The sequence below is a fragment of the Candidatus Magnetaquiglobus sp. genome (genome assembly GCF_058402785.1).
Window position 1 is genome coordinate 1 of sequence record NZ_JBZVFG010000025.1, and the last position, 23,773, is coordinate 23,773.

The window sequence follows — 23,773 nt, forward strand, 5'->3', positions numbered from 1 at the left end:
GACCGTATTCAAGGCGTTCCTCGATCGGGCGCACCGGGCCGGAAATTTTGGTCATCAGGCGTCCCAGGTGGGGTTCCTCCACCATGGCCAAACGACCTGAGCGGTCCTTGGCCGGGTAGCCCCAGGGGTTCAAGGTGTGGCAGATGAAGGCCCGGAAGAGTTGGCCGTTTTCGGTCGGCAATTCCGCCATGGTAATCACCTGATCGACGATGCCGGGGAGTTCCAGCCCGGTCTTGGAACCCTCCAGTTGCAAGGCGAAATAGGGGCGGTTGAAGTCGTCCAGCAGCTTGTTCAGGATGCCCACGAACCAGATATTCTTGTTCCGGGTGTGTTGGATGTGGGTCAACCAATTGATCATTTCCTGGCCCAACAGTCCGTAGGCACCGCGCAGATCCGGCTTTCCGGTTTTTTCACTGAACGCTTGTGGTTGCCCTTTGCACCACTGAAAGCAGAGTCTCGCCGCCACCGTAATCGAGTCGAAGTACAGCGTTGCATACTTGTCCAGAACGGCAGGATCGCCGAGCCCGGCCACTGCGGCTTGGTAATGGGCGGTGCTGTAATACTGGTCGTTGCGTAGTGCCGGATTGGGTCCACCGATGAAAACGGAAAAGTCTCTGATTTCATCCCAGGTGCGAGGGCGCAGGGTATCTCCTGGCCAGCCTTCGACGGCCAGATCTCCGGCTTCCATGTCAATGAACAATGTGGTCTGCGGGTCCAGGGTCCAAAGCTGGGAGGTCTTGCCAATGCCGACCGGCCCGACGAGAACCCCCTTGATGCCGTGCCGTTCGGCCATGCGCTGTTCGGCAGTGACGATTGGGAGGGCGCACATCATGCGGCTTCCTTCAGATCAATCTCTTCGACCGCCCACTGGGTCACGACGAATCTCCCAAAGGGGCCTTTGCACGCTGGACGGAAATCACCAAGGCCAATTCGGGAACCGGCGGCATCCACGATCTCGCGGAACAACTTGGTGGTGATGAGTCCGTCATCGAGGAGCACCGTGAACCGCACTCGCCAATCCTGGAAACAGGGGCGATGGGAGAGGATGCGTCCGCCGGTGGAGGGAATGCGCACGGCCCGGGTGTCCACCATCCACGGTTCCCTGTGCTCCAGGGGCAATTCGATCTCCTCAATGGCGACGCATGCCGGGATTAAGGACGATTTTTGGGTGGTGATGAGGGACTTGCCCGCCTTGAAGAACCGTCCGGCATCAATGATGGCCCGGAACAGATTGGGGGCCGGGACCATGGATTTGCCGTCATGGCCGATGTAGAGCCTGCTTTCAGCGATCTCGCGAGGCGTACCCTTGTTGCCCACGATGCCGGTGCGCGTTCCTTCCGTGGCGGCCATCTGGGCCGCATCGGTGAAGCGGTTGCAGAGCAGCGGCGTCATGCCTTCGATGCCAATTGTGAGTCGTTTCATGAGAATTCTCCCTGGTTGTTGAGGTCAAAAATATCAATCATTTTTATTAAATCCGCGCTTTGCTGTGCCTTGCCACGCACTGCCTTGCATTGCCGATCCCTGCCGAGCCGCACCGGGCCTTGCCTAGCCCCGCCTTGCCACGCCTGGCATTGACTTGCTAAATCTCAAAGCAGAGTGAGCTTGAAGGATGCCTTCCCCTGCTTGACGGTGCGAGCCGGTTCAAACACCCGGCGGATGCTGTCCGGCCAAGAGGTAAACTTCCGCTCATCCACGTCATAGACAATTTTCACGTATTGATCGGGGGTGTCCCCGGCTTCCCGGATGGTCTGGACGATCCCGGCCAACTTCTCCTGATCCCAGGAGGGACGCTTGGGCACGTCCATCGCGATCTCCACCTCACCGTCCTGAAAGCGGATCATGCCGAACTCTTTTCCTCCCTCCCGGCGGATGGTGGCGGCCTGGTCACCGAAGCGGCGTGCGAAAACGCCATCCAGCAGGTCGTTGACAAGTTTGATCCGGCCCATGGCCTTGGATGCCTCCTGTTGCAGCCGGGCCAGTTCCCGAATCGGCAGGGCCGCGACGGCGCCCACCGGCATCTGCCGCAGTTGATCGAGGGTGAGTGGTATTTTTGATGGATCCGGCATTGCGTGGATTGAATTTTGAGTGTTCATTGTTGTGCTCTCCATTAATAGGATCTCGACGACACCTAACCAGTGATTTTTGCTTGCGAACAGCATCACTGCCCAGCGCTGTTTTCATCAAAATGATGAAAATATTGTAACCCTCAAGATGAAGAAGGCTATACCAAACCGTTCAACCCATTGTCAATCTGTTTGGTATTTTTTTCTTTCATCATTTTGATGAAACATGCTAAAATCCATGCAAAATCAGAATTCACCAACAAGGAGTGAAACCAGCATGGACGTTTATGACATCAGACGAGACCATCTCTTGCGGTTGCTGGAGGAGCGGTGGGGCGGCGTGAAGAAGGCGATGGCCACGGCCATTGAAATGAGTCCATCCCTTTTTCACGCCTATACGATTGGAAAGCCGGTCGGTCCAAAACTGGCCAGAAGAATTGAAGTGGCTGCCGGTCTGCCTTACGGCTGGCTGGATCAGCGACATGGTGAGGATGGCGAAGGGGAAAGAATCGATGCGGTCTCCGTTCCGGTTTTCGATGTCGAAGCCAGTGCCGGTCATGGCCGATTCGTAGAGAGCGAAGAACGGGTGAAGGAGTTGTTTTTTCGGCAAGATTGGATGTTTGCCCGAGGATTTCAGCAGTCTGCCCTGGGAGTCATTCGGGCAAAGGGAGACTCCATGACGCCGACTATTCCGGACGGAGCGGTTCTTCTGATCAACACCTCGGAAGTGGAGATCAAGAGCGGTCAAATTTATGTGTTACGCTACGACGGCATGCTCCACGTCAAACGGTTGCAGCGTCTTCCTGGCGGGAAGGTGCAGGTGGTCAGTGACAACGCTGCCGAGTATCCTGCCTTTGCGGTCGATACCAGTATGGAGGGTGATTTTCAGATTTTGGGGCGCGTGGTGTGGTTGGGGCGTGAACTGTAAAGGTCATTCATCAGAGAGACGATTTTGTCTTGGAGAGAATGAATGGACGTTTGGCATGACCAGATCACGCTTTCAGAAGATTCACTTATGAGATGATTTTTGCATTGACAGGCTGTTTATTCAGGTGATAGAACCTGGGCATCCCCCAAACTTCATCTGAAAGGAGAACAGCCATGTTCAGCCTGAGAGACCACTTCAGCGGCCTGTCGCGCAGGGATCGCGAGATCTTTGCCAAACAGGCCGGCATTCCGATTGCCACAATTCAGCGCCAATACATCTACAAAACCCGCACCCCTCGTCCGAATCGCATGCGCTCCCTGGCCAAAGCCGCCGGAGTGCCAATTGCCGACATGGTCGAATTTTTCATGCAGCCTGCCGAAAACTGATGTGAGCCCATCTCATGTTCGACACCGCTGCTGCTCACCCCGACGATATGACTACCGAAGCCCGACTTGACGAGGCCGCCGCCATCCTGGCCACGGCTATCAAGCGCCTGAAAGAAAAAGAAAAACTGGAGAAAATCCGAGTTGATAAGTCGGCCAACCAATGCCCTTATGGTCAAAAATCAACCAGAGGAGGAAGGGCATGAACAGTATCAGCGTGATCAAGCAGGTGGCGGCCCTGCCGGGCATGACCACTGAAGAGTTGAAGAAAATGTGGAAAGAGTTGCACCAGACGGAGCCGCCAGCCTTCAACCGGACCTTTCTGGTGAAACGCTTGGCGCACCGACTTCAAGAACTGTCTTTGGGAGGGCTTCAGGCAAAGAGCGAAAAACGGATGGAACGACTGGCCACCGAAGAGGAAGGGCCGAAGGAACTGAAACGTCCGTCGGGAGATCGACTCCTTCCGGGAACGCAGTTGGTCCGGGAGTGGAAAGGATCTGAACACCGCTGCACGGTGCTGGATGAAGGTTTTGAATACCAGGGACGCAAATTCGGGAGCCTGTCGGCGGTGGCTACTGCCATTACCGGCACAAAATGGAACGGCTTTGTGTTTTGGGGCGTGCGTCGCCAGGGAGAAAAGGTATGAGTATCAAAAAACCAGAAACGCCAAAAGTGCGTTGCGCGGTCTATACCCGCAAGTCCACCGATGAAGGGTTGGACATGGAGTTCAACAGCCTCGATGCCCAACGGGAGTCGTGCGAGGCCTACATCGCCAGCCAAAAATCCGAAGGTTGGTTTCTGATTCCCGACCGCTATGACGATGGCGGATTTTCGGGTGGCAGCCTGGAACGGCCTGCCTTGAAACGACTCATGACAGACATCGAGGCGGGCAAAATCAACGTGGTGGTGGTCTACAAACTGGATCGGCTGACTCGCTCGCTGATGGATTTTTCTAAAGTGGTTGAGTCGTTCGATCGGCGTAACGTCACCTTTGTCAGCATCACGCAAGCCTTCAACACCACCACATCTATGGGGCGTCTGACGCTCAACATATTACTTTCGTTTGCGCAATTTGAGCGCGAAATCTCAGCCGAGCGCATCCGGGACAAGTTCGCGGCATCGAAGCGCAGAGGGATCTGGATGGGCGGGCATTTGCCCCTCGGGTATGAAGTGCGTGAACGGAAACTGCTCATTGTGCCCGAGGAGGCGAAAACGATCCGGCTCATCTTTCAGCGCGTCGCGGAGGGCGGTTCCGTCACCCAGATGGTCAAAGAACTGGCCGAGGCCGGTGCCACGGGCAAAAACGGCAGCCTGATGGACAAGGGGTACATCTATCGGATCCTGTCCAATCGTCTCTACCTGGGAGAGATCACCATGAGGGATGAGGTGTTCCCCGGCGAACACCAGGCGATCATAGACCAGGAGACATGGGACAAGGTGCATCAGACGTTGGCCGACAACACCCGTCGGCAGGTTTCCTCCTGTCGGGTTCAGTCCGATGCTGTTCTGAAGGGGATCGTCCGTTGCCAGTCTTGTGAACGGGCCATGAGTCCCAGTTTCACCCGGAAAAACGGTGGCCGATTGTACCGTTACTACACTTGTCAGAACGCCAGGAAGAATGGTCATGAGTTTTGCAATTTGAAATCCGTGCCCGCCGGAGAGATCGAAGCCATGGTGGTCGGTCAGGTGCGCACCATGTTGAGATCGCCGGAGATGATCGTCAAGACGTGGCAGTCTGCGGATGGGATCGAGGAGCGCGATGTGGGGGAGGCCTTGCGGCGGTTGGATCCGGTGTGGGAGGAGCTTTTCCCGGTGGAACAACATCGGCTGATCACGCTGCTTATCTCCAGGGTGGATGTGGCAAAGGGTGAGCTAAAAGTGCATTTGCGCGCCGAGGGGCTGGATACCCTGGCCCGCGAATTGACCGACATTTGGAGCAAAAAGGAGCGTGCGGCATGAAGGCAGAATTGAGTAGAGACGGCAAGACCATCGTCGTCAGCATTCCCATGCAGATGCGGTGGCGGGGTGGGCGCACGAAGATCATTGCGCCGGAAGGATTGGATGTCTCCCCACCATCCTCACCGCGTGATGGCGCTTTGTTGAAACATGTGGTCAAGGCGCACCATTGGTTGCGCCAGTTGGAGGGAGGCAAGTTCAGATCGGTCAGGGAGTTGGCTGAGAAAGAAAATCTCGACATTTCCTATGTCTCCAAGATCCTGAACCTGACGCTGTTGGCACCGGACATCGTGGAGACCATCCTGGACGGACGGCAGCCGGATGTTCTGACATGGCAGGAGCTGAAGCATCCGTTTCCCATGCTCTGGAGTGAGCAGAGGAAACGTTGGGGCATTTCGGCCCCGGTTTGATCAAATCCCATGTCGTCGCTTTAGGTTTGCCCCTGGGACGGCGACATTCCGCACAAAAATTCCTCGCCATTGTTTTTCTGCTACTTTTCTGTCAAAATTGTTGGAACCTTTCCCCATGGCGAATTGGGAATGAGGGCCGGCTTTTCTTCAGAAAGGGCAGAACATGACCAAATCAGATCTGATCAGAGCGATTGCGGCAAAAATGGAAGTTTCACGCCAGGAGACCGAAGTGGCGGTCAACACCCTTTTCGACACCATGAGTTCATCTCTGAAACAGGGTGATCGGGTGGAGTTGAGGGGGTTCGGTAGCTTCGGGATCAAGAGTCGTCATGCACGGGATGGTCGCAATCCCAAGACGGGCGACCATGTCCAGGTGGACGCCAAACGGGTTCTATTTTTCAAAGCAGGTATGGAGTTGCGCAAGAGGGTGGATATTTGACCCTGGCGTAACACGCACCGTCGTACCGTAGCACCCTTCCGGTAGTTCTTTCTCCATCTCTCGTCTCAACGCTTCCATGTCCGATAGAGACGCACGCGCCACCACATTGGCGCACGGGCCGACTGACATGGGGCAGTGCGGCATGTGTACCAGTGAACGGCCCGGTGCGAACGTGGGCTGACTGGGGCGCCAGTCTGGCGCAACAGGGTTTTGACCAATACCCGCCGTCTCTTCACCCGTCGCAGAGTGACACTCCGCGCCGCCCTTGCTTGATGTCGGCCCGGCAATAGGATATCAAGTCAGTTTTTTTGACCTAGTCGATCATTGAAACGGTATGCGAGGCGCTCAGCCAATAACTGGAGAACTATGGCCAAATTATGCGTTCGGTGTGACGAGATTATCGATGAAAACAGCAGCGCATCCCATTGCCTTCCGTGTCAGCAGTCGATGTTGGCCTTGGGATTGGGCAAACCTAAAAATTCTAAAGCCAGAAAAGGCCAAATGGTTGTCTGCCCCGATTGTGGTGGTGTGGGAGAAAGATTTCACAACCCACCCAAAAAGTGCTGCCGGGAAGGGTGTTGTTACAGGGTTTGCGAAACCTGTGGAGGTAAAGGGAAAATATGAACCCTCCAAGCCTCTCTTGGGCTTGCGTCTCGTCTGGGACGACTCTGTCAAACCGGGTTCCAGTACCGTCATTTGTGGCCGCATAACGGCTTTGGCAACCGTTGCACCGGCAATTGCCCCGGCGCGAACGTGGGTCGTTTGGGGCCAACACCGACGCCAAGACGCCTGTCACGAATCGGTCACCACTTTCCAGGCTGTTCACCAGTCACAGTTTGAGATCCCGAACCGCCCTTGCTTGATCTCGGCACGGTGACTCTTGGCTTCCAGGCGACGCATGCGACTGGCTCGGGTCGGGCGGGTCGGTCTGCGCGTGACAGGTTCTACCATGGCCTGCCGGATCAGGTGGTCCAGTCGCTCCAGGGCATCCTGCCGGTTGCGTTCCTGGGTCCGATGGCGGCGGGCGTCCAGCACCAGCACCCCCTCGTCCGTCATGCGGCTTCCTGCCAGGCGCACCAACCGTTCCCGGACCGCCGGGGTGAGGATCGCGGAGTTGGCCGCGTCATAGCGCAGTTGCACCGCCGTGGCGACCTTGTTGACGTTCTGGCCGCCCGGACCCGAGGCCCGCACGAACTCCAGCCGAATCTCCCCATCAGGGACGCATACCGTTGTGGCCATCACCTCACTCCCAGAAGAAAGGGATCATAAACGTCGGGAGAGACGGGAGGAAGGCCCAAAGATGGATCGTGTTTGCGTGGAACGGTCATGGCAGAAAAATAATATCTTATGATGTAAAATTTGTAAATTACACATGAAAATGCATTGCTTGACAAGGTAACATCAAACCAGACACATGTTCAACTCTTTATTGCCGACCAATGGCACTTCCAAAATGGTCCAAAAAACAGGTCTGCGTTGTTCATTGATTTTCAAGGCAAAAGTTCGGTCCAAAATTCCAGGCCACTTCATGTGAACGGTCCATAGCTTTTGGAGAATGTCGCCAGGGAGAAGGGAGAAAGGCCGGTTTTCGACTCCTGCGGGTCCGGTTTCCAACCAAGTGTGTTTCCAAACCGGTTTGGCTATCTATTGAAAATATTGGAATTTTTTCCAAAAAAATAGCCGCCCTGAAAGGGCGGCTATTGAGGCAAGAAAATCTTGTAAAACTTTAATGGTGAGCCGTACAGGAGTCGAACCTGTGACCCGCAGATTAAAAGTCTGCTGCTCTACCAACTGAGCTAACGGCCCATCCCGCTTCGCGCCGAAGGGGGTCTGTCGGGGAGACAGAGTTGAAAGGTTCGGCGGAATCAAGAAACCATCATGATAGCACGCGGCAGGGTGGATGTGAACCGGAAATGTGTGTTGCGGGCGATTTTTTTCGGGCGCTCCCCAAATCGGGCGGTCGTGCATGCGGCGTGATCCGCTCCTGGCCGGACAACACGGTTACATCTCGTCCATCCAGGCCATCTGGATCGCTTCCAGGATCTTTTCGTTGCACCGCTCCGGCGTGTCGTTGAAGCCGGGCAACTCCATCACCCATCCCATCAACTCCGTGAAACGCACCGCCATCGGATCCTGGTCCGGCATCGAGTCGGCCAGCGCGATGGCGATCTCATGGGTATCGGTCCACTTCATGAACGGGCTCCCTTCTTGTCCACGCTGATGTTCACCGAATAGGGCGGTATGGTCACCACCAGACCGTCCAACGTCTCGTCCAACACGATCTGACATCCCAGACGACTGGTGGCGGTCAGACCGAACGCCTTGTCGAGCATGTCCTCCTCGCGTTCATCCGCCGGGTCCAGCCGGTCGATCCACTCCGGGGCCACGATCACATGACAGGTCGAACAGGCTAACGCCCCTTCGCACGCCCCCTCGAGGGGGATGTGGTGGTTGTGCGCCACCTCCAGCAACGTGTCGCCAGCTTCGGCCTCCACGGTGCGGTTGTCGGGAAGAAAGGTTACATGGATCATTGGTTCACCTCGCTCGTTCATGAAACATCATCCGCCTTGCGACCGGTCAACATCGGACAACCTTATCCGAAACCATCCTGCGACCGGTCAACATCGGACGACCTCATCCGAAATCATCCACCTTGCGACCGGTCATCGCTTTCTGCAAGCTCCGATCCATCCGTCGTTGGGCAAAAAAACGCGTCTGGACATCCATTCGGCCCACCCGTTCGTTGATGGCATCCGCCGAATCCCCCTGAGTCGCTTCCCAAAGCGTCAGCATCGCCGTCTTGACCTGATGGGTTTCCGTTTCGTTCAACAGATCTCCATCCTCGCGCAAGGCCGCCTCCGCGGCGGCCAGCACCCGGTTCGCCTCCACCCGCGCCTCGTTGAGCAGACGGGCGAGCATGTCCGCCTCGCCATGGCGCATCGCATCCCGCAACATGTCGGCGATCTCGTCGTCCGTCAGGCCATAAGAGGGCTTCACCGCGATCGACTGCTCCACCCCGGTGGTCTCCTCGCGGGCCGAGACCGTCAGCAGTCCATCCGCGTCCACCTGATAGGTGACCCGGATCCGCGCCGCGCCGGCGGTCATGGGCGGAATGCCGCGCAATTCGAAACGGGCCAGCGAGCGGCACTGACTGGCCAACTCCCGCTCCCCCTGCACCACATGCACCGCCATCGCGGTCTGTCCATCTTTGAAGGTGGTGAACTCCTGGGCGCGGGCGGTGGGAATCGGCGTGTTGCGCGGCACGATCTTTTCCACCAGATCGCCCATGGTTTCGATGCCGAGCGACAAGGGGGTCACATCCAGCAGCAGCATTTCGGCAGGCTCGTTGCCGGCCAACACCTCGGCCTGATGGGCTGCGCCCAACGCCACCACCTGATCCGGATCCAGATCCACCAGCGGTTCGCGGGCGAAGAACTCTGCCACCATGCGCCGCACCAACGGCACCCGTGTCGATCCGCCCACCAGCACCACCCCTTGCAGGGCATCCGGGGCGACTCCGGCATCCTTCAATACCCGCCGGCAGATCGGAATCGTGCGCCACACCAGATCGCGGACGCCCTCCTCGAACGCCGCGCGGGTCAATATCCTGTTTTGGATGGGGAATGCGGGATCGGGAATCTCGAAGGTGACCTCGGTTTCGCTGGAGAGACGCTCCTTGATCTCCCGCGCCAGCTTGCGACATTTCTGGATCAGGGTGGGATCCGGGTGGGTGATCTCCATTCCGGCGAGCAGCCGATCGACGATCCATTGATCCAGATCATCGCCGCCCAGAGCCGAATCTCCGCCCGTGGCCATCACCTGAAACAGCCCTTTTTCCAGTTTCAGCAACGAGATGTCGAAGGTGCCTCCTCCCAGGTCATAGATGGCGTAGAGTCCTTCGTGTCCCTTGTCCAGGCCGTAGGCCAGCGCGGCGGCGGTCGGTTCGTTGAGCAGACGCAGCACCTCCAGACCGGCCACGCGGGCGGCATCCTTGGTGGCCTGGCGTTGCGCGTCGTCGAAATAGGCCGGCACGGTGATCACCGCACCCTGGAGTTTGCCACCCAGGGCATCCTCGGCGCGATGCTTGAGCTGTTTGAGGATCTCCGCCGACACCTCCACCGGCGAGACCCTGGCCTCTCCCGCCAGGATGCGCACCATGCCCCCTTCACCCGCTTCCAGGGTGTGGGGCAGGGCGCCGGAGCGGTTGCGGATCTCCTCCACCCCGCGTCCCATGTACCGTTTCACCGAGGCGATGGTGGATTCCGGGTGTTGGACCAACAGTTCCCGGGCCGGCCAGCCGACGAGCACGCTGCTCTTGGGGCCGTAGTGGACCACCGAGGGGGTGGCCTGGACCCCGTTTTCGTCCGGGATGCACGACGGATTGCCATCGATGCCGATGGCGGCCACCAGCGAGAAGGTGGTGCCCAGGTCGATACCGACCACCCGCTTGCGGCTGCCTGGTCCGCTTTCGTGGGGGAGCGGGGATTGGCCCGGTTCCATGATGTCCAGCAGAATGTCCATGGGTGTTTCGTTGCCTGCTCGTGATCAAGGGTGACAACCGATCGGGGAGGGGACGGGCGCGGTTGGCGATCCCGACTTCCGGCGCGTGGATCGCGACTACGGATCGAACGCCCGATCCTCCAGACGATCCAACTCCTCCAGATAGCGCCGATGATAGCGCATGCGATCTACATGACGGACGATTTCGGCCAGGGATGACTCCCCGTTGCCGCGGAACAGAGCCGCCACCCGCGCCACTTCCGCATCCAGACGCCGCCGGGCATCGGTTTTCAGGGTGGCCAGGCGGGGGATGGCGTCGGCGGCGTGGGGATCCACCGACTCCAGGGCCTCGCGCAGCTCCATCACCTCCTCGAGAAACGCCGGATCCACCGACGGACGCTCCGCATGCCAGCCGGCCAGCCGCAACAGGTAGCCGGCGCGTGCCACCGGATCGCTCAGGGTCTGCCAGGCTTCGTTGATGCGGGTGGTCCACTCCAGCGAGAGACGCCGTTCCGTGCCGGAGCGATGGGCGAAGAAGTCCGGATGGAGCTGTTTCTGCAAGTCGCGGTAGCGCCGTTCCAGGGCGGCAAGATCCGGCTCGAAGCCGGGAGAGATGTCAAACAGCTGAAAAAAATCCTCGCCCGCCACGGGTGGCAGAATCGTCCGACAGGTGGCGCAGAAGAGTCCTGCCGGGGTCGGACCCCGGCAGGACCAGCAGATCATGGGCGCGTTGGCGATCATCACACCTTGAAGGATTCGCCGCAGCCGCAGCGTTCCTTCTCCTTGGGATTGCTGAACTTGAAGCCGGACTTGAACGGCGAGGATTCGAAATCCACCAGCGTGCCGTCGAGGATCACCGCCGACTTGCCGTCGATCACCACCTTCACCCCGAACGATTCGTACACCTGATCGGATTCGGCCACCTGATCGGCATACTCCAGTTTGTAGGAGAATCCCGAGCAGCCCGCAGTGGAGGTGCCGATGCGGATCGCCGCATCCGGCGTGCCGCGTTTGGCCAGCATGGCCTTGGCCTGACGGGCGGCCCGTTCGGTCAAGGAAACGCCTGCTTGCGTGATGGTCATGGCATCATGCTCCTTTCTGTTTGCTCCGGTAGTCGGCCACCGCGGATTTGATGGCATCCTCGGCCAGCACCGAACAGTGGATCTTGACCGGTGGCAGGGCCAGTTCATCGGCGATGTCCTTGTTCTTGATCGCCAGCGCCTCGTCGATGCTCTTGCCCTTGACCCATTCGGTGACCAGCGAGGAGGCGGCGATCGCCGATCCGCAGCCAAAGGTCTTGAATTTGGCGTCATCGATGATCCCGTCCTCGTTGACGCGGATCTGGAGTTTCATCACATCGCCGCAGGCCGGCGCGCCCACCATGCCGGTACCCACCTGGGCATCGCCCTTGTCGAGGCTGCCGACGTTGCGGGGATTCTCGTAATGATCGAGCACTTTTTCATTGTATGCCATCTTGGTCTCTCCAATCGTCCCTTGTGAATGCCAGACGGTCAAATGATCACGATTAATGCGATGCCCACTGCAAGGTTTTCAGGTCCACGCCATCCTGGACCATCTCCCACAGCGGGGACATTTCGCGCAGTTTGTTCACGGCGCCGACCACGATGCCGATCACATGATCCACCTCCTCGGCGGTGGTGAAACGGCCCAGGCCGAAGCGGATCGAGGTGTGGGCCAGCTCCTCGTCCACCCCCATGGCACGCAGCACATAGGAGGGTTCCAGCGATGCCGAAGTGCAGGCCGATCCCGAGGAGACCGCCACCTCCTTGATGGCCATCATCAAGGACTCTCCCTCGACGTAGGAGAACGAGATGTTCAGATTGCCGGCCACCCGTCGCACCGGATCGCCGTTGAGGGCCACATGGGTCAACTGGCCCATGATTCCCTCTCTGAGTCGTTCGCGCAGGGCCAGCAGCCGTGTCGTTTCGAGGGTCATCTCCTCGTTCGCTAGGCGGCAGGCCTCGCCGAGTCCCACCAGCAGCGGGGTGGGGAGGGTGCCGGAACGCATGCCGCGTTCGTGTCCGCCGCCATGCATGAACGGCTTGATGCGCACCCGCGGCTGACGGCGCACGTACAGGGCGCCAATCCCCTTGGGACCGTAGATTTTGTGGGCCGAAATCGACAAGAGATCGATGTTCATGGCATTGACATCGATCGGGATCTTGCCGACCCCCTGAGCCGCGTCGCAGTGAAAGAAGATTTTTTTCATCCGGCAGAGACGACCGATCTCCGCGATGGGTTGGATGACGCCTACTTCGTTGTTGACCGCCATGACCGAGACCAGAATGGTTTTCGGGGTGATGGCGGCCTCCAGGGTGGCCAGGTCGATCAGTCCGTTGGTGCCGACCGGCAGGTAGGTCACCTCGAACCCTTCGGCCTCCAGATGGCGGCAGGTGTCGAGCACCGCCTTGTGTTCGGTGGTGGGGGTGATGATGTGGTTGCCCTTGTCGCGGTAGAATTGCGCCACGCCCCAGATGGCCAGGTTGTCCGACTCCGTGGCTCCGGAGGTGAAGACGATCTCGCGATGGTCGGCGCCGATGATGCCGGCGACCTGTTTGCGGGCGGTGGTCACCGCTTCGTCGGCCTCCCAGCCGTAGGCATGGGAGCGCGAGGCCGGATTCCCGAATTTCTCCACGAACCAGGGCAGCATGGCGGCAAGCACCCGTGGATCCACCGGGGTGGTGGCCTGATAATCCATGTAGATGGGTTGTTTCATGCGAATGCACTCCCTTTGCGCAGGCGATCCACGGACCGCTGAAAGGCTGAAATGAAGGAATCCACCATCGTCCCGGTGGTCTCCCAGCCGAGACTGACGCGCACCATGCCCCGTGTCGCTTCCGGCGTCCATCCCATGGCCAGGGGGACATGGGATGGGTTGTTCTTGCCCGATGAGCAGGCCGCGCCGCTGCTGATGGCGAAGCCGGCCAGATCGAGGGTCATCACCAGGGTTTCGCCGTCCACGCCGGGGATGAGCATGGCGGTGGTATTGGGCAGACGCTCGGCGTCGGCGCCAAGGATGATCGCATCCGGCACGCTTTTCAACAGTTCTCTTTCCATTTTCTTTCGCAACGCCTCGATGCGTTGGGACTCTTCTTCGATCCGTCCCGCCAGTTGGCCGGCCAAGAGGCCGAATCCGGCGATGCCGGGGAGATTTTCGGTGCCGGAGCGGCGTCCACGTTCCTGGCCGCCCCCCAGCAGGAGTGGGGCCAGACGAAGCGCGGCGCCGGCGATCAGCGCCCCGCACCCCTTGGGACCACCGGACTTGTGGGCCGACAGGGTGACCAGTTCCGCGCCGATGGCCTCCACCCTCAGGGGGAGCTTGCCGAACCACTGGGTGGCATCGCAGTGAAACGGAACCTTGGCCGTCCGACACAAGGCGCCGATGGCGGCGATCGGTTGCAGCACCCCGGTTTCGTTGTTGGCTGCCATGATCGACACCAGCCGGGTATCCGGTGTGAGCGCCCGTTCCACGTCCTGGACATCGACCCGTCCCATGGCATCCACCGGCAGTTTGATCACGCGCATGCCGCGCGCCTGGAGTCGTTCCAGGGGGTTGAGCACCGAGGGGTGTTCGATGGCGCTGGTGAGGATGGTTCCAGGGTGATCCGCCGTCTCGGCGATGCCGAGGATGGCCAGATGGTTGGACTCGGTGCCGCCGCTGGTGAAGATCACCCGGCTCTCATGCGTTCCCACCAGTCGCGCCACGGCGCGGCGCGCGTCGTCCAGGAGCTGGCGGGCGCGCCGTCCCGGTCCGTGTACGGAGGAGGGGTTGCCATGCGTGGCCGTCATGGCGGCCAGCATCGCCTCGGCGACCCCCGGACGGGGAGGGGAGGTGGCGTTGTGATCCAGGTAGATCATGCCGGGAATCCGTGTCCGGCGGCAGGTCCCAGGGCGCCGGCACGGATCTCCTCGATCAGGGTGCCCAGATGGATCGACTCCAGATAGCTGTTGATGTGGATGCCGACCCGCTCCCAGAGGTGATGGGTGATGCAACGGGTCGATTTTCGGCACCCTTCCGGATCGTTCTCATCGCAGGAGGTGGCCTTGATCGGCTCGTCCACGGCGCGGATGATGTCGGCCACGCTGATGGTCGAGGGGGGCGCCACCAGCAGATATCCCCCGCCCGGTCCGCGCACGCTGCGCACCAGTCCGCGCCGCCGCAACTTGGCGAAGAGCTGTTCCAGGTAGGAGAGGGAGATCTCCTGGCGCTTGGAGATGTCGATCAGCGCGACCGGGGTGTGGGCATCCTGGCAGCACAGATCCAGCATGGCGGTGACCGCGTAGCGTCCCTTGGTGGTGAGTTTCATGGCGTCCCCTTAGTTTTTCTCATCTGGCATGGTCTGGTGGCGTTCCATCAAAAGTTTCTTTTCGTGTTCGAGTTGCTTGACCCGCTCGTCCAGGTGGCGCACTTGATCCAGAAGGCAGGTGACCGCCTTGCCCACCGGATCGACCACCGCGCCGCTGTTCTGGCCGTAGGAAGAGAAGGAGTCGTTGGCCGCGGCGCTCTTGAATTTCGACATCACCAGACGTCCCGGCACGCCCACCACGGTGGTGTCGGCGGGCACGTCGCTCACCACCACGGCGTTGGAGCCGACCCGCGCGTTGGCGCCGATGGTGATCGGGCCGAGGATCTTGGCGCCCGCCCCGACCACCACGCCGTTGCCTAGGGTGGGGTGACGCTTGCCGACATTCCAGCTCGTTCCTCCCAGGGTGACTCCGTGGTAGAGGGTGACGTCATCGCCGATGTGGGTGGTTTCGCCGATCACCACGCCCATGCCGTGATCGATGAAGAAGCGCTGACCGATCCTGGCCGCCGGATGGATCTCGATTCCGGTCAGAAGCCGGGTGAGATGCGCCAGAAAGCGGGCCGACAGTCGGAAGTTCCGATTCCACAGCCAATGGCACAGCCGGTAGCCGAGTATGGCATGCAGACCCGGATAACAGAGCATCACCTCCCAGACCCCGGTGGCGGCGGGGTCCCGCTGGAAGATTACCTCGATATCCTGTTTGATCCGTTGAAACATGGGTGGACATCCCGCGGGCTTGGTGGTTCGGTTAGGAATCCGAATGCGGCTTATATGCGAAAATGCTCATACTCGGCGCGCGGGAGATTTTGTCTAAATCCGATCCTTTCTGTCAAGTATTAGTTCCCCAATTGCACAAAAAAAAACCTGGACAAAAAGGTGGACAGCCGGGTGAGGGTTGTGATAGCCATATTTCGCAAAACGATAATGGAGATCGAAAAATCAACCAATCATGCATGGAAACCACGTCAACGACTCAACATTCAGACAGGCAAACCGGGGGCAGAAGGATGGACGCCTTGCGCAAAACATGTAATAATGTTATTCTGTATTTGGAGTTTCTGCTTAACAAAGGATTTGAAAACCGGTTGAACCCGTTCTATCACCTCGGATCCCTGACATTCTTTTTCTTTTGGATCGTCCTGATTTCCGGCATCTACGTCTTCATCTTCTTCGAGACCAACGTCGCCGGGGCCTACCCGTCGGTGGAGTACATCACCCACGAGCAGTGGTGGCTGGCCGGCATCATGCGCAGCCTGCACCGCTACGCCTCGGACGCGGCGGTGATCTCCATCTTCATCCACATGTTCCGGGAGCTGTTTCGGGATCGCTATCGCGGAGTGCGCTGGTTTTCGTGGTTCACCGGCGTGCCGACCTTGTGGCTGGTGGTGGTGCTCGGGATCACCGGTTACTGGCTGGTGTGGGATCAGTTGGCCCAATACGTGGCCCTGGCCACCGCCGAGATGATGGACTGGATCCCGTTGATCCCGAGCGCCATGGTGTTCAACTTCCTCGACGGGCAGATCACCGACCGGTTTTTCACCCTGATGGCTTTCCTGCATCTGTTGGGTCTGCCGATCGCCCTGGTTTTCCTGCTCTGGACCCATGTCAGCCGCATCAGCCAGATCGACTTCAATCCGCCCCGCGCTCTGGCCACCGGCGCCTTTTTGACCCTGCTGGCCCTCTCCATCCTCAAACCGGCGGTCAGCCATGCCCCGGTGCAGGCCGGTCACGCGCCGGTGGTGCTGCATCTGGACTGGTTCTATCTCAACATCTACCCGTTGGTGGATGTGCTGGGGCCGGGCTGGGCCTGGTCGATCGCCACCGGCGTCACCGTTCTGTTGATGATGTTGCCGTGGCTCCCTTCCAAAAAGGAGAAACCCTGCGCCGAGGTGGAACTCACCCAATGCCACGGGTGCGGTCAGTGCGCCAAGGACTGCCCGTATGGCTCCATCAGCATGCAGCCGCGCTCCGATGGCAAGAAGTTCCCGTTCGAGCCCACGGTCAATCCCACCTTGTGTACCGCCTGCGGCATCTGTAGCGGTTCGTGCGTCTCCTCGAGCCCCTTCCGCATGGCCAACACGACCCTGAAATCCGGCATCGAAATGCCCTGGTTCACGGTCGATTCCCTGCGCGAGGAGGTCAAGGTCAAGCTGGCCGCGTTGACCGGGGAGAATCGGGTGATTCTGTTCGGATGCGAGCATGGGGCCGATGTCACCACCATGGGAGAATCGGGGGTGGCGGTGGTCAACCTGCCGTGCAGCGGCATGCTGCCGCCGTCGATGGTGGATTATGTGTTGAAGAACGGCGCGGATGGCGTGTTCATCACCGGGTGCCGCAACGGGGACTGCTATCACCGCATCGGGAATACCTGGACCGAGCAGCGTCTGGCCGGCGAGCGCGAACCGAAGCTGTTGAAACGGGTGGAGAAGAGTCGGGTGACCGAATTCCGCGTCTCCAACTCCTCGGGTGAGCGCGCCGAGTTGGCGCGTCGGTTGGAAGCGTTTCGTCGCTCCCTGCAACCCTCGGCCTGAACCTTATTCACTGCGGAGCGTCCCGACATGCCCAAGACCTTTTCGGCTTTCATGGTGCAGTTCATCGCCTATGCCTGTTTTTTCGGCGTGATTTTCGTGCTCTCCACCTCGCCGGCTTACGAGTATCTCAAGCCGGGCCAGGCCGAGGTGAAGCTGGCCTTCAAGCACACCTCCCAGCGCGAGGAGCCCTGCCAGGAGATCACCCCCGAGGAGTTGCAGAAACTCCCGCCCAATATGCGCAAACCCAAGAACTGTCCGCGCAAGCGCGCGCCGATCTACATCGAGTTGTTGCTCGACGACAAGTTTCTGGCCACGCGCACCTTCACTCCGCCCGGTGTCAGTCAAGACATGGCCACCTTCGTGTATGCCAAGTTCAGTCTGCCCGCCGGCGAACATAAGCTGACGGTGCGCATGCGCGACAGTGCGCGCACGGACAACGGCTTTGATTTCGTCGAGGAGACCCGGCGTGACTGGCGTCCGGGGCAGGGGATCCGCATCGAGTTCGACGAGAGCGTGGACCGGTTCGTGATCAACTGACGCCGCTCTTCCGGGTTGGATCCAGAACCCGGTTTGGATCCAGAACCCTCTTGATCGCGCGCGGTCAAGAGGGTTCTCCCGTCCGCATGCCCCCCGACCTGCTCCGATCGGCCCGCCCCGGCGGCGGCGACCGGAACGCCCGCCCTTGCCAAAAATCGTTCCCACCCCACAAACTAAGTGTTGAATGTCCGGGCGACTCTGTTTCAGAATAGCTCAGAGGGCGTTGGCTGATGATGGAATGACCCAACGCGCACGGTTCGAATTTTTTAAACCGTGCTTGATCCAAATGGCTTCGCAATTTGGCGGGCCCTCCATGGCCCGCGTCGGCTGTTCGGCAAGAGCCAAACAGCCTCGCAAACCCCATGGACGGTTTCAGTCGGTCGGACCGGATCCCGTCATGTCCGGAGCCGGTCGTGACCACGGCCTCGGTCGGCTCCGGGATTCTCAATTCAGAAGGTGGCCGATCCATGTTATGGCGCATGCGCGACAGGATGAGTCGTTCGATCCGGCACGGGGTCGAGCCGTGGTTTCAACCTTGGCTGCGCCGTTCGCTACGCCGGGAACTCCTGGATCAGGAACTGGAAACCCTGAAACCGCTCATGACCGGGCGGGTGTTGGAGATCGGAGCCGGTCGCATCCGGCGACGGGGCGATTTCGTGCCGCCGGTGGAGTCGGTATCGGCCTGGGTTCTGGCGGACATCTCCAGCATCACCCGACCGCATCTGTGCGCGGATGTCGGCTGTCTGCCATTCGGGGCCGGGGCGTTCGACACGGTGATCTGCCTGGAGATGTTGGAATACGTCTCCGATCCGGTCGGGGCGCTGCGTGAGATGCGTCGCATCCTGCGTCCCGGTGGTCGATTGATTCTCGCCACCCCGTTCTTGCATCGTTGGGACACCCCCACCGATCTGTGGCGCTTCACGGCTCCAGGGCTTGTGCGGATCGTCACCCTGGCGGGATGGCGCATCGAGACCCTGCGTACCCAGGGCGGCATACTGGCCGTGTTGAACAACATCGTCCGCCATCTGCTGGTCAAGCATGCCAAAGGGTGGCGTTGGTGGCTGGTGGCCCTGATCTTCACCCCGCTGCAACGCTGGTTGATGCGCATGGATCCGATCGTCACCGCCCGTTCCCCGACCTTTGCCACCTTCACGACCGGACTGATTCTGGTCGCGGACAATCCCCTTGCAAACCCGACCCGTGATGATGACTTGTAGAAGGGTTCACCCATGAAAATCGTATTCATCGTTCCGTTGGAGCTTGGTGCCGTGGGGTGCCGTCTCCTCTCCAGCCATCTGCGCGCCCACGGTCATGAAACCCGCCTGATCTTCATTCCCGATCTGGTCACCTCCCTGGCGGAAAAGGCGAGCCTTTCAGGCAATCCCGACCCCGGACCGGAACTCTGTCCGCTTCCGGTCAAGGAGCGGATTCTGGCGATGGTCTCCGATTGCGATCTGATCGGATTTCATGTTTTGAGTCTGTTTTTCAGTCCGTTGGCCGAGATATCCGCCTATCTGAGGGCGCATGCCGGGATACCGGTGATCTGGGGTGGCGTGCATGCGACCATGGCGGTGGATCTGTGCATGCCTTATACGGATTTTGCCTGCATCGGGGATGGGGAAGCGTTGTTGTTGGAACTTCTGGAGCGTCTTGCCAGCGATCAGACGTACACCTCCATTCAGGGATTGGTCTATTGGGACCAAGGGGTGGTGCGGCATAATCCGCATCGGTCCGGCCAGGATAATCTGGATGCCTATCCGTTTCCGGACTATTCGTTCCAGGAGCACTATCTCCTTTTTGCGCATACGGGCGGGGAACCGCGCGCCATCCCGGTCACACCGGACAATTACGGCCAGTATCAGAAAAGGTATCCATCCCTCGAAGGTGGGGTGACCCTGGTTCCCTACAAGACCGTCAGCACGCGCGGATGTCCGTTCGTCTGCACCTATTGCTCCATGGGCACGCAGGGCGGAGAGCAATACCCCTTCCGGACCCGCTCACCGGAGAATATCGTCGATGAACTCGTGGAGGTCATGAACCGTTTCGGCGACAAGATCGACGTGATCAGCATCAGTGACGATACGTTCTTGTCCCATTCTCAAACGTGGCTGAAACGATTTGCCGCCGAATACAAGCGACGCGTGAAGAAACCGTTCCGAATTCTTGGTTTTCCCCTGAACATTCACCGTGAGGCGATCGAGGATCTGGTGGAGGCCGGCTGCATGCATATCGGGGTTGGCGTGGAGAGTCTGAGCCGGCGAATCCTGTTTGATGTCTACAAACGCAGAACCAAACCGGAGAGCGTGATCGAGGCGGCCAATGTTCTGGTGGAGATATCCAGACGGCATGGCGTTTTGCCGCCGACCTTCGATGTGATCTACTCGAATCCCTACGAGACTCTGGAAGACATACTCGCGTCGATACGCGGGATGTCACGCATACAGCACCCGTTCAAGATCGTCCTGTTCAAGCTCTCGTTCTTTCCGAACACGGAACTGTTCCAAATGGCGGTCCGGGATGGCTATATACGCCCGGATGATCCGGCATGTTACAATCAATGGGTGGGTGAGATGGATGAGAATCAAACCTTTGTTCCCATTCTCTACGAAACGATCTGGAAAGGTCAGGCGTCCGAGCGGTTCGTGGCGTTCTTCACCCGTCCCGCGGTATTCACCGCCCTGAACCAACAGTGCAATCAACATCCGCGTTTCCAGCGATGGCTGCGGTCGTTCCTGCCCGGTTTGGCGCGCGCCGTGACACATCGCTATGTGTTTTGGTTCCTGCGCCAGGAGATCCTCAAGCCCTTCCGAAGATGATCATGTCGAAACTTAAACGTATCCTGTTGATTGCCGGACGTTACCGGGCAGAAAATCCGTACATCGAGTTGGGCGTCAAACGACGATTCGAAGCCCTGGGGATTCGGGTGGTCCTGGCCCTTCCCATGCGATCGTTCCATGAGGCCGGATTCCGTCCGGAGGATCTGGCCGATCCGGTTTTCGTGCGCGAAGGGGCTATTCCGCTGCGAGATCAACAGGATTTCTTGTGCGCCCTGCGCGGTTGTCAGGTCGTGGTGTTCAGTTCCTGGAAAAAACAGCTGCAACTGGCGGAGATGGCGCGTCGATACGGCAAGGTTTCGGTGGATTTCAATGCATCCGTCGGTTTCGACCACTTTTTCAGCGGTCATGATCTCTCTCTGGTGAAAAGCGGTATCGTCCTGAGAATGTTTACGCAAGAACCGCTGCGCATGACGAGATTTTTTCTGACCCCCAATAAAATGGTCGTGACCGGATCCGTGCTTTACGAAGACCCGGAAGATCTTGTTTCCCAGGATGGCATGGACAGTCGGGAACGATTTTGTCGCTTTTACGGCCTTGATCCCGACCGACCCGTGGCCGTGCTGTTTCCCAAGGCGATTCTGGGGTTCCGGAAAAAGGCCCGACTCTGGTTCTCCGACTGGAGCGACGCGCAAGTGGATGATTACTGTCAGCGACTGCGGGATCTGCAAATCGCCATCTGCGAGAAGGTTCGTGACAGCGGTTGCAATCTGCTGGTGAAACTCCATCCCTCCAGCTACGCATCCTACTGGAGCAAGGTTGAGGAAGAATACGAGTATTGGGATCAATTTCCTTGGATCAAGATCCTTGTCAACACCCATACGCAGGCCATGTTCCGCCATCTGGATGTCGGTTTGGGCATCAACAGCCATTCGGCGATGGATACGGCCTATTTTGGAAAACCGTTCATCTATGTGGATTCCGATCGGATTCCGCCCCCTCCCTTGCCTGGATTCCATGCCAGTGACCAGTGTTGCTCCCTGCCGCGCGGTCCGTCGAGCCACTGGGATCAGAACCTGTCAACCCATCCCAACCCCTGGTTTGCCTCCTGGATCGGGTGGTTTGCCCGGCGGGAGGAGCTGTCCGCGCTGTTGAAGGATCCCGCCACCTATCGCGTCGATCCCGAACAGCTGCAACGCTACATCGACGAATTCTGGCTGCACAACGACGGTTTCACCTCCCGGCGCGTTGTCGATCTGGTTCGGTCGGAATACGAACAGATCGCCGCGCAACGATCCGAGTGGGTTTCCCTGGCCGGATGGCGGGGACGGTATCAGGATTTCCTGGGACTGTTTTCGAGACGGGGCCGGGCCAAACCTTTTTCCCACGCTTGAATCAACGCTTCCGATCCGTCGGCGCGGCGTATCGTTCGAGCCTCCCGGCCTGAGTCGCTCAGGGCGATTTGGGCGGGGTGGGTTGGGGGGCTTCCGGCTGGAGTGGCCGGCTTTTCTCCATTCCGGGTTCTTCGGGCGCGTCGGTCAGAAAACGGATCGCCGAGAAGGTGCCCATGGAGAGGGAGAAGATGATCGCGAAGAAGATCACCGACCGATAGGGCAGCAACTCCCCGCGCGCCTGTTCGATGCGACTCAAGATGCGCTCCGAGATCAGATAGAGCGCCCCGCCGATGACCGTGAAGTAGATCAATTCCATGTTTTTCGTCCGTGTTGTTTCATGTTGAAGGCTGGTTGTGTGGGTAGGCGTTGCCGCGTCGTTCCAGAGGCCCGCCGACCCGCATGCCGGTTCGGGTATCCGTTCCCCATGTCCGCGCGCTTGAGTGCGGTATCTTACGATTATTCAATCGGTTTCTTCTAGTCCAAATCCGCGGCCAAAAAAATTGATCAAGGTCAATTTACCAAAATTTCTTTATCCAGGTGAAAAAAGATCGTCAAACTTGATCAAGGTCAAGTCATTATGTGGACGACATCGCTACAGTCCACGCTGACCACCTGGATGAAGTCGAACGGAGTGCCGGGAATGGAGACTCCGAACACACGCAAGGCTAACGTGGATGCCCGGGATTCGGGAATCCACCAGGATGTGGACTCCAAACCTCAATCGGGAAAGATTCCCACATGGGAAACCAAGAAAGTCAACAAAATCAGCCACGTTCCTACGGACTTCAGACTCCGGGCACCAAGGGCGTCAAGGGCAAGAAACGCTATGCCATGGTCATCGACCTGCGCAAATGCATCGGCTGCATGTCCTGTTCGATCGCCTGCAAGGCCGAATACGGCCTGCCTCTGGGGGTCTGGCGCACCTGGGTGAAGGTGGTGGACAAGGGGAGTTATCCCACCACCAAGCGCATTTTCATGCCGCGCCTGTGCAACCACTGCGACTACCCGGTCTGCGTGCGCAACTGTCCGACCCAGGCTACCTACAAGCATGAGGACGGCTTTGTCCTGCAACGCTACAACCGTTGCATCGGCTGTCGCACCTGCATGGTCGCCTGCCCCTACAACGCGCGTCACCTGCTGCCGGAAAAACGGACCGATGGCAACCTGCCGCGCATGGTGGTGGATAAATGCACCTTCTGCATCCACCGCGTGAAAAAGGGGTTGGTTCCCTCCTGCGTGCAGGCCTGCGTGGGCGGGGCGCGCCTCTTCGGCGACATGAACGATCCGCAGAGCGAGGTTTCGCGTCTGATCGCCACCGAAACCGTCACCGTGCTCAAGCCCGAACTGGGCACCAGTCCCACCGTCTACTACATCGGCGCCGACTGGGAGATCATGGACGAACCCCACAGCTACACCAACCGGACCCGCCAGGTCGTGGAAGAGTTCAACGACTTCAAGCGCAATCACAAGGGCGACGCCTTCGCCGACATCATCGAGGGCGAACCCTTGATGACCGAGGTCGGCAAGAAC

The 23,773-nt window shown here is 59.2% G+C and carries 26 protein-coding genes, 1 tRNA gene and 2 pseudogenes; 13 read left to right on the forward strand and 16 right to left on the reverse strand.

The window, feature by feature from the left end; genetic code table 11:
• The 3 genes from ACV4UY_RS09795 to ACV4UY_RS09805 all read right to left on the reverse strand — a co-directional run.
• On the reverse strand, nucleotides 1-829 hold an 829-nt coding region (locus tag ACV4UY_RS09795; protein ID WP_491607419.1), incomplete at its 3' end, for an ATP-binding protein.
• Nucleotides 829-1,422 carry a hypothetical protein gene (locus tag ACV4UY_RS09800; RefSeq protein ID WP_491607420.1) on the reverse strand — a complete coding sequence of 198 codons (594 nt, stop codon included), beginning with the start codon at nucleotides 1,420-1,422 and terminating at the stop codon, nucleotides 829-831. The genes ACV4UY_RS09800 and ACV4UY_RS09795, both read right to left, overlap by 1 nt.
• Before the next feature lie 164 nt (nucleotides 1,423-1,586).
• The gene (locus ACV4UY_RS09805) at nucleotides 1,587-2,159 is read right to left on the reverse strand and encodes a hypothetical protein (RefSeq protein WP_491607421.1); all 573 of its coding nucleotides are present in this window, start codon (nucleotides 2,157-2,159) and stop codon (nucleotides 1,587-1,589) included.
• A 181-nt stretch (nucleotides 2,160-2,340) separates the two neighbouring features.
• Here ACV4UY_RS09805 and ACV4UY_RS09810 point away from each other — a divergent pair, with 181 nt between their 5' ends.
• The 7 genes and pseudogenes from ACV4UY_RS09810 to ACV4UY_RS09840 all read left to right on the forward strand — a co-directional run.
• Nucleotides 2,341-2,991 carry a S24 family peptidase gene (locus ACV4UY_RS09810; protein ID WP_491607422.1) on the forward strand — a complete coding sequence of 217 codons (651 nt, stop codon included), beginning with the start codon at nucleotides 2,341-2,343 and terminating at the stop codon, nucleotides 2,989-2,991.
• Nucleotides 2,992-3,164: 173 nt separating this feature from the next.
• Nucleotides 3,165-3,377 carry a helix-turn-helix domain-containing protein gene (locus tag ACV4UY_RS09815; protein WP_491607423.1) on the forward strand — a complete coding sequence of 71 codons (213 nt, stop codon included), beginning with the start codon at nucleotides 3,165-3,167 and terminating at the stop codon, nucleotides 3,375-3,377.
• A 14-nt stretch (nucleotides 3,378-3,391) separates the two neighbouring features.
• Nucleotides 3,392-3,580, forward strand: a complete 189-nt coding sequence (locus ACV4UY_RS09820) for a hypothetical protein (protein WP_491607424.1) — start codon at nucleotides 3,392-3,394, stop codon at nucleotides 3,578-3,580.
• On the forward strand, nucleotides 3,577-4,020 hold the full coding sequence (locus tag ACV4UY_RS09825) for a DUF2924 domain-containing protein (protein WP_491607425.1): 444 nt from the start codon (nucleotides 3,577-3,579) through the stop codon (nucleotides 4,018-4,020). The genes ACV4UY_RS09820 and ACV4UY_RS09825 overlap by 4 nt, the downstream gene beginning before the upstream one ends.
• Nucleotides 4,017-5,333, forward strand: a complete 1,317-nt coding sequence (locus ACV4UY_RS09830) for a recombinase family protein (RefSeq protein ID WP_491607426.1) — start codon at nucleotides 4,017-4,019, stop codon at nucleotides 5,331-5,333. Before ACV4UY_RS09825 ends, ACV4UY_RS09830 begins: the two co-directional genes overlap by 4 nt.
• On the forward strand, nucleotides 5,330-5,740 hold the full coding sequence (locus ACV4UY_RS09835) for a hypothetical protein (protein WP_491607427.1): 411 nt from the start codon (nucleotides 5,330-5,332) through the stop codon (nucleotides 5,738-5,740). Before ACV4UY_RS09830 ends, ACV4UY_RS09835 begins: the two co-directional genes overlap by 4 nt.
• A 160-nt stretch (nucleotides 5,741-5,900) precedes the next feature.
• A pseudogene (locus ACV4UY_RS09840) lies at nucleotides 5,901-6,179 on the forward strand (integration host factor subunit beta); the annotation flags it as partial.
• An 822-nt stretch (nucleotides 6,180-7,001) separates the two neighbouring features.
• Here ACV4UY_RS09840 and arfB read toward each other — a convergent pair.
• From arfB to cysE, 12 genes are all read right to left on the reverse strand, one after another.
• Nucleotides 7,002-7,418 (reverse strand): alternative ribosome rescue aminoacyl-tRNA hydrolase ArfB, encoded by a 417-nt coding sequence (gene arfB / locus ACV4UY_RS09845; protein ID WP_491607428.1) that lies wholly within the window; start codon nucleotides 7,416-7,418, stop codon nucleotides 7,002-7,004.
• Between the two features lie 491 nt (nucleotides 7,419-7,909).
• Nucleotides 7,910-7,985, reverse strand: a tRNA-Lys gene (locus ACV4UY_RS09850).
• A 195-nt stretch (nucleotides 7,986-8,180) separates the two neighbouring features.
• Nucleotides 8,181-8,372, reverse strand: coding sequence for a Fe-S cluster assembly protein IscX (iscX, locus tag ACV4UY_RS09855; protein ID WP_491607429.1), 192 nt, complete (start codon nucleotides 8,370-8,372; stop codon nucleotides 8,181-8,183).
• On the reverse strand, nucleotides 8,369-8,710 hold the full coding sequence (locus ACV4UY_RS09860) for a 2Fe-2S iron-sulfur cluster-binding protein (RefSeq protein ID WP_420906108.1): 342 nt from the start codon (nucleotides 8,708-8,710) through the stop codon (nucleotides 8,369-8,371). Before ACV4UY_RS09860 ends, iscX begins: the two co-directional genes overlap by 4 nt.
• 103 nt (nucleotides 8,711-8,813) lie before the next feature.
• Nucleotides 8,814-10,700: a Fe-S protein assembly chaperone HscA gene (gene hscA, locus ACV4UY_RS09865; RefSeq protein ID WP_491607430.1), complete on the reverse strand. Its 1,887-nt coding sequence runs from the start codon at nucleotides 10,698-10,700 to the stop codon at nucleotides 8,814-8,816.
• A gap of 96 nt (nucleotides 10,701-10,796) precedes the next feature.
• Nucleotides 10,797-11,420: a Fe-S protein assembly co-chaperone HscB gene (gene hscB / locus ACV4UY_RS09870; RefSeq protein ID WP_491607431.1), complete on the reverse strand. Its 624-nt coding sequence runs from the start codon at nucleotides 11,418-11,420 to the stop codon at nucleotides 10,797-10,799.
• Nucleotides 11,420-11,761, reverse strand: coding sequence for a HesB/IscA family protein (locus tag ACV4UY_RS09875; protein WP_491607432.1), 342 nt, complete (start codon nucleotides 11,759-11,761; stop codon nucleotides 11,420-11,422). Before ACV4UY_RS09875 ends, hscB begins: the two co-directional genes overlap by 1 nt.
• A gap of 4 nt (nucleotides 11,762-11,765) precedes the next feature.
• The gene (gene iscU, locus ACV4UY_RS09880) at nucleotides 11,766-12,152 is read right to left on the reverse strand and encodes a Fe-S cluster assembly scaffold IscU (protein WP_420905089.1); all 387 of its coding nucleotides are present in this window, start codon (nucleotides 12,150-12,152) and stop codon (nucleotides 11,766-11,768) included.
• 52 nt (nucleotides 12,153-12,204) lie between these two features.
• Nucleotides 12,205-13,416 (reverse strand): IscS subfamily cysteine desulfurase, encoded by a 1,212-nt coding sequence (locus ACV4UY_RS09885; protein ID WP_491607433.1) that lies wholly within the window; start codon nucleotides 13,414-13,416, stop codon nucleotides 12,205-12,207.
• Nucleotides 13,413-14,558, reverse strand: a complete 1,146-nt coding sequence (locus ACV4UY_RS09890; protein WP_491607434.1) for a cysteine desulfurase family protein — start codon at nucleotides 14,556-14,558, stop codon at nucleotides 13,413-13,415. The genes ACV4UY_RS09885 and ACV4UY_RS09890 overlap by 4 nt, the downstream gene beginning before the upstream one ends.
• Nucleotides 14,555-15,007 carry an Rrf2 family transcriptional regulator gene (locus tag ACV4UY_RS09895; protein ID WP_491607435.1) on the reverse strand — a complete coding sequence of 151 codons (453 nt, stop codon included), beginning with the start codon at nucleotides 15,005-15,007 and terminating at the stop codon, nucleotides 14,555-14,557. The genes ACV4UY_RS09890 and ACV4UY_RS09895 overlap by 4 nt, the downstream gene beginning before the upstream one ends.
• Nucleotides 15,008-15,016: 9 nt before the next feature.
• The gene (cysE, locus tag ACV4UY_RS09900) at nucleotides 15,017-15,724 is read right to left on the reverse strand and encodes a serine O-acetyltransferase (protein ID WP_491607436.1); all 708 of its coding nucleotides are present in this window, start codon (nucleotides 15,722-15,724) and stop codon (nucleotides 15,017-15,019) included.
• A 368-nt stretch (nucleotides 15,725-16,092) separates the two neighbouring features.
• On the opposite strand from cysE, the gene ACV4UY_RS09905 reads away from it, so the two are divergent.
• From ACV4UY_RS09905 to ACV4UY_RS09925, 5 genes are all read left to right on the forward strand, one after another.
• The gene (locus ACV4UY_RS09905; RefSeq protein ID WP_491607437.1) at nucleotides 16,093-17,538 is read left to right on the forward strand and encodes a cytochrome b N-terminal domain-containing protein; all 1,446 of its coding nucleotides are present in this window, start codon (nucleotides 16,093-16,095) and stop codon (nucleotides 17,536-17,538) included.
• 27 nt (nucleotides 17,539-17,565) lie between these two features.
• A complete protein-coding gene (locus ACV4UY_RS09910) occupies nucleotides 17,566-18,075 on the forward strand; it encodes a hypothetical protein (RefSeq protein WP_491607438.1) in 510 nt (169 codons plus the stop codon).
• 413 nt (nucleotides 18,076-18,488) lie between these two features.
• Nucleotides 18,489-19,292, forward strand: coding sequence for a class I SAM-dependent methyltransferase (locus ACV4UY_RS09915; protein ID WP_491607439.1), 804 nt, complete (start codon nucleotides 18,489-18,491; stop codon nucleotides 19,290-19,292).
• 12 nt (nucleotides 19,293-19,304) lie between these two features.
• Nucleotides 19,305-20,891 (forward strand): B12-binding domain-containing radical SAM protein, encoded by a 1,587-nt coding sequence (locus ACV4UY_RS09920; protein WP_491607440.1) that lies wholly within the window; start codon nucleotides 19,305-19,307, stop codon nucleotides 20,889-20,891.
• Between the two features lie 2 nt (nucleotides 20,892-20,893).
• A complete protein-coding gene (locus ACV4UY_RS09925) occupies nucleotides 20,894-22,243 on the forward strand; it encodes a hypothetical protein (protein ID WP_491607441.1) in 1,350 nt (449 codons plus the stop codon).
• Nucleotides 22,244-22,301: 58 nt separating this feature from the next.
• Here the strand turns inward: ACV4UY_RS09925 and ACV4UY_RS09930 are convergent, their stop codons facing one another.
• Nucleotides 22,302-22,559, reverse strand: a complete 258-nt coding sequence (locus ACV4UY_RS09930; RefSeq protein ID WP_491607442.1) for a hypothetical protein — start codon at nucleotides 22,557-22,559, stop codon at nucleotides 22,302-22,304.
• Between the two features lie 422 nt (nucleotides 22,560-22,981).
• Here ACV4UY_RS09930 and dsrO point away from each other — a divergent pair.
• A pseudogene (dsrO, locus tag ACV4UY_RS09935) lies at nucleotides 22,982-23,638 on the forward strand (sulfate reduction electron transfer complex DsrMKJOP subunit DsrO); the annotation flags it as partial.
• Nucleotides 23,639-23,773 lie beyond the last annotated feature (135 nt).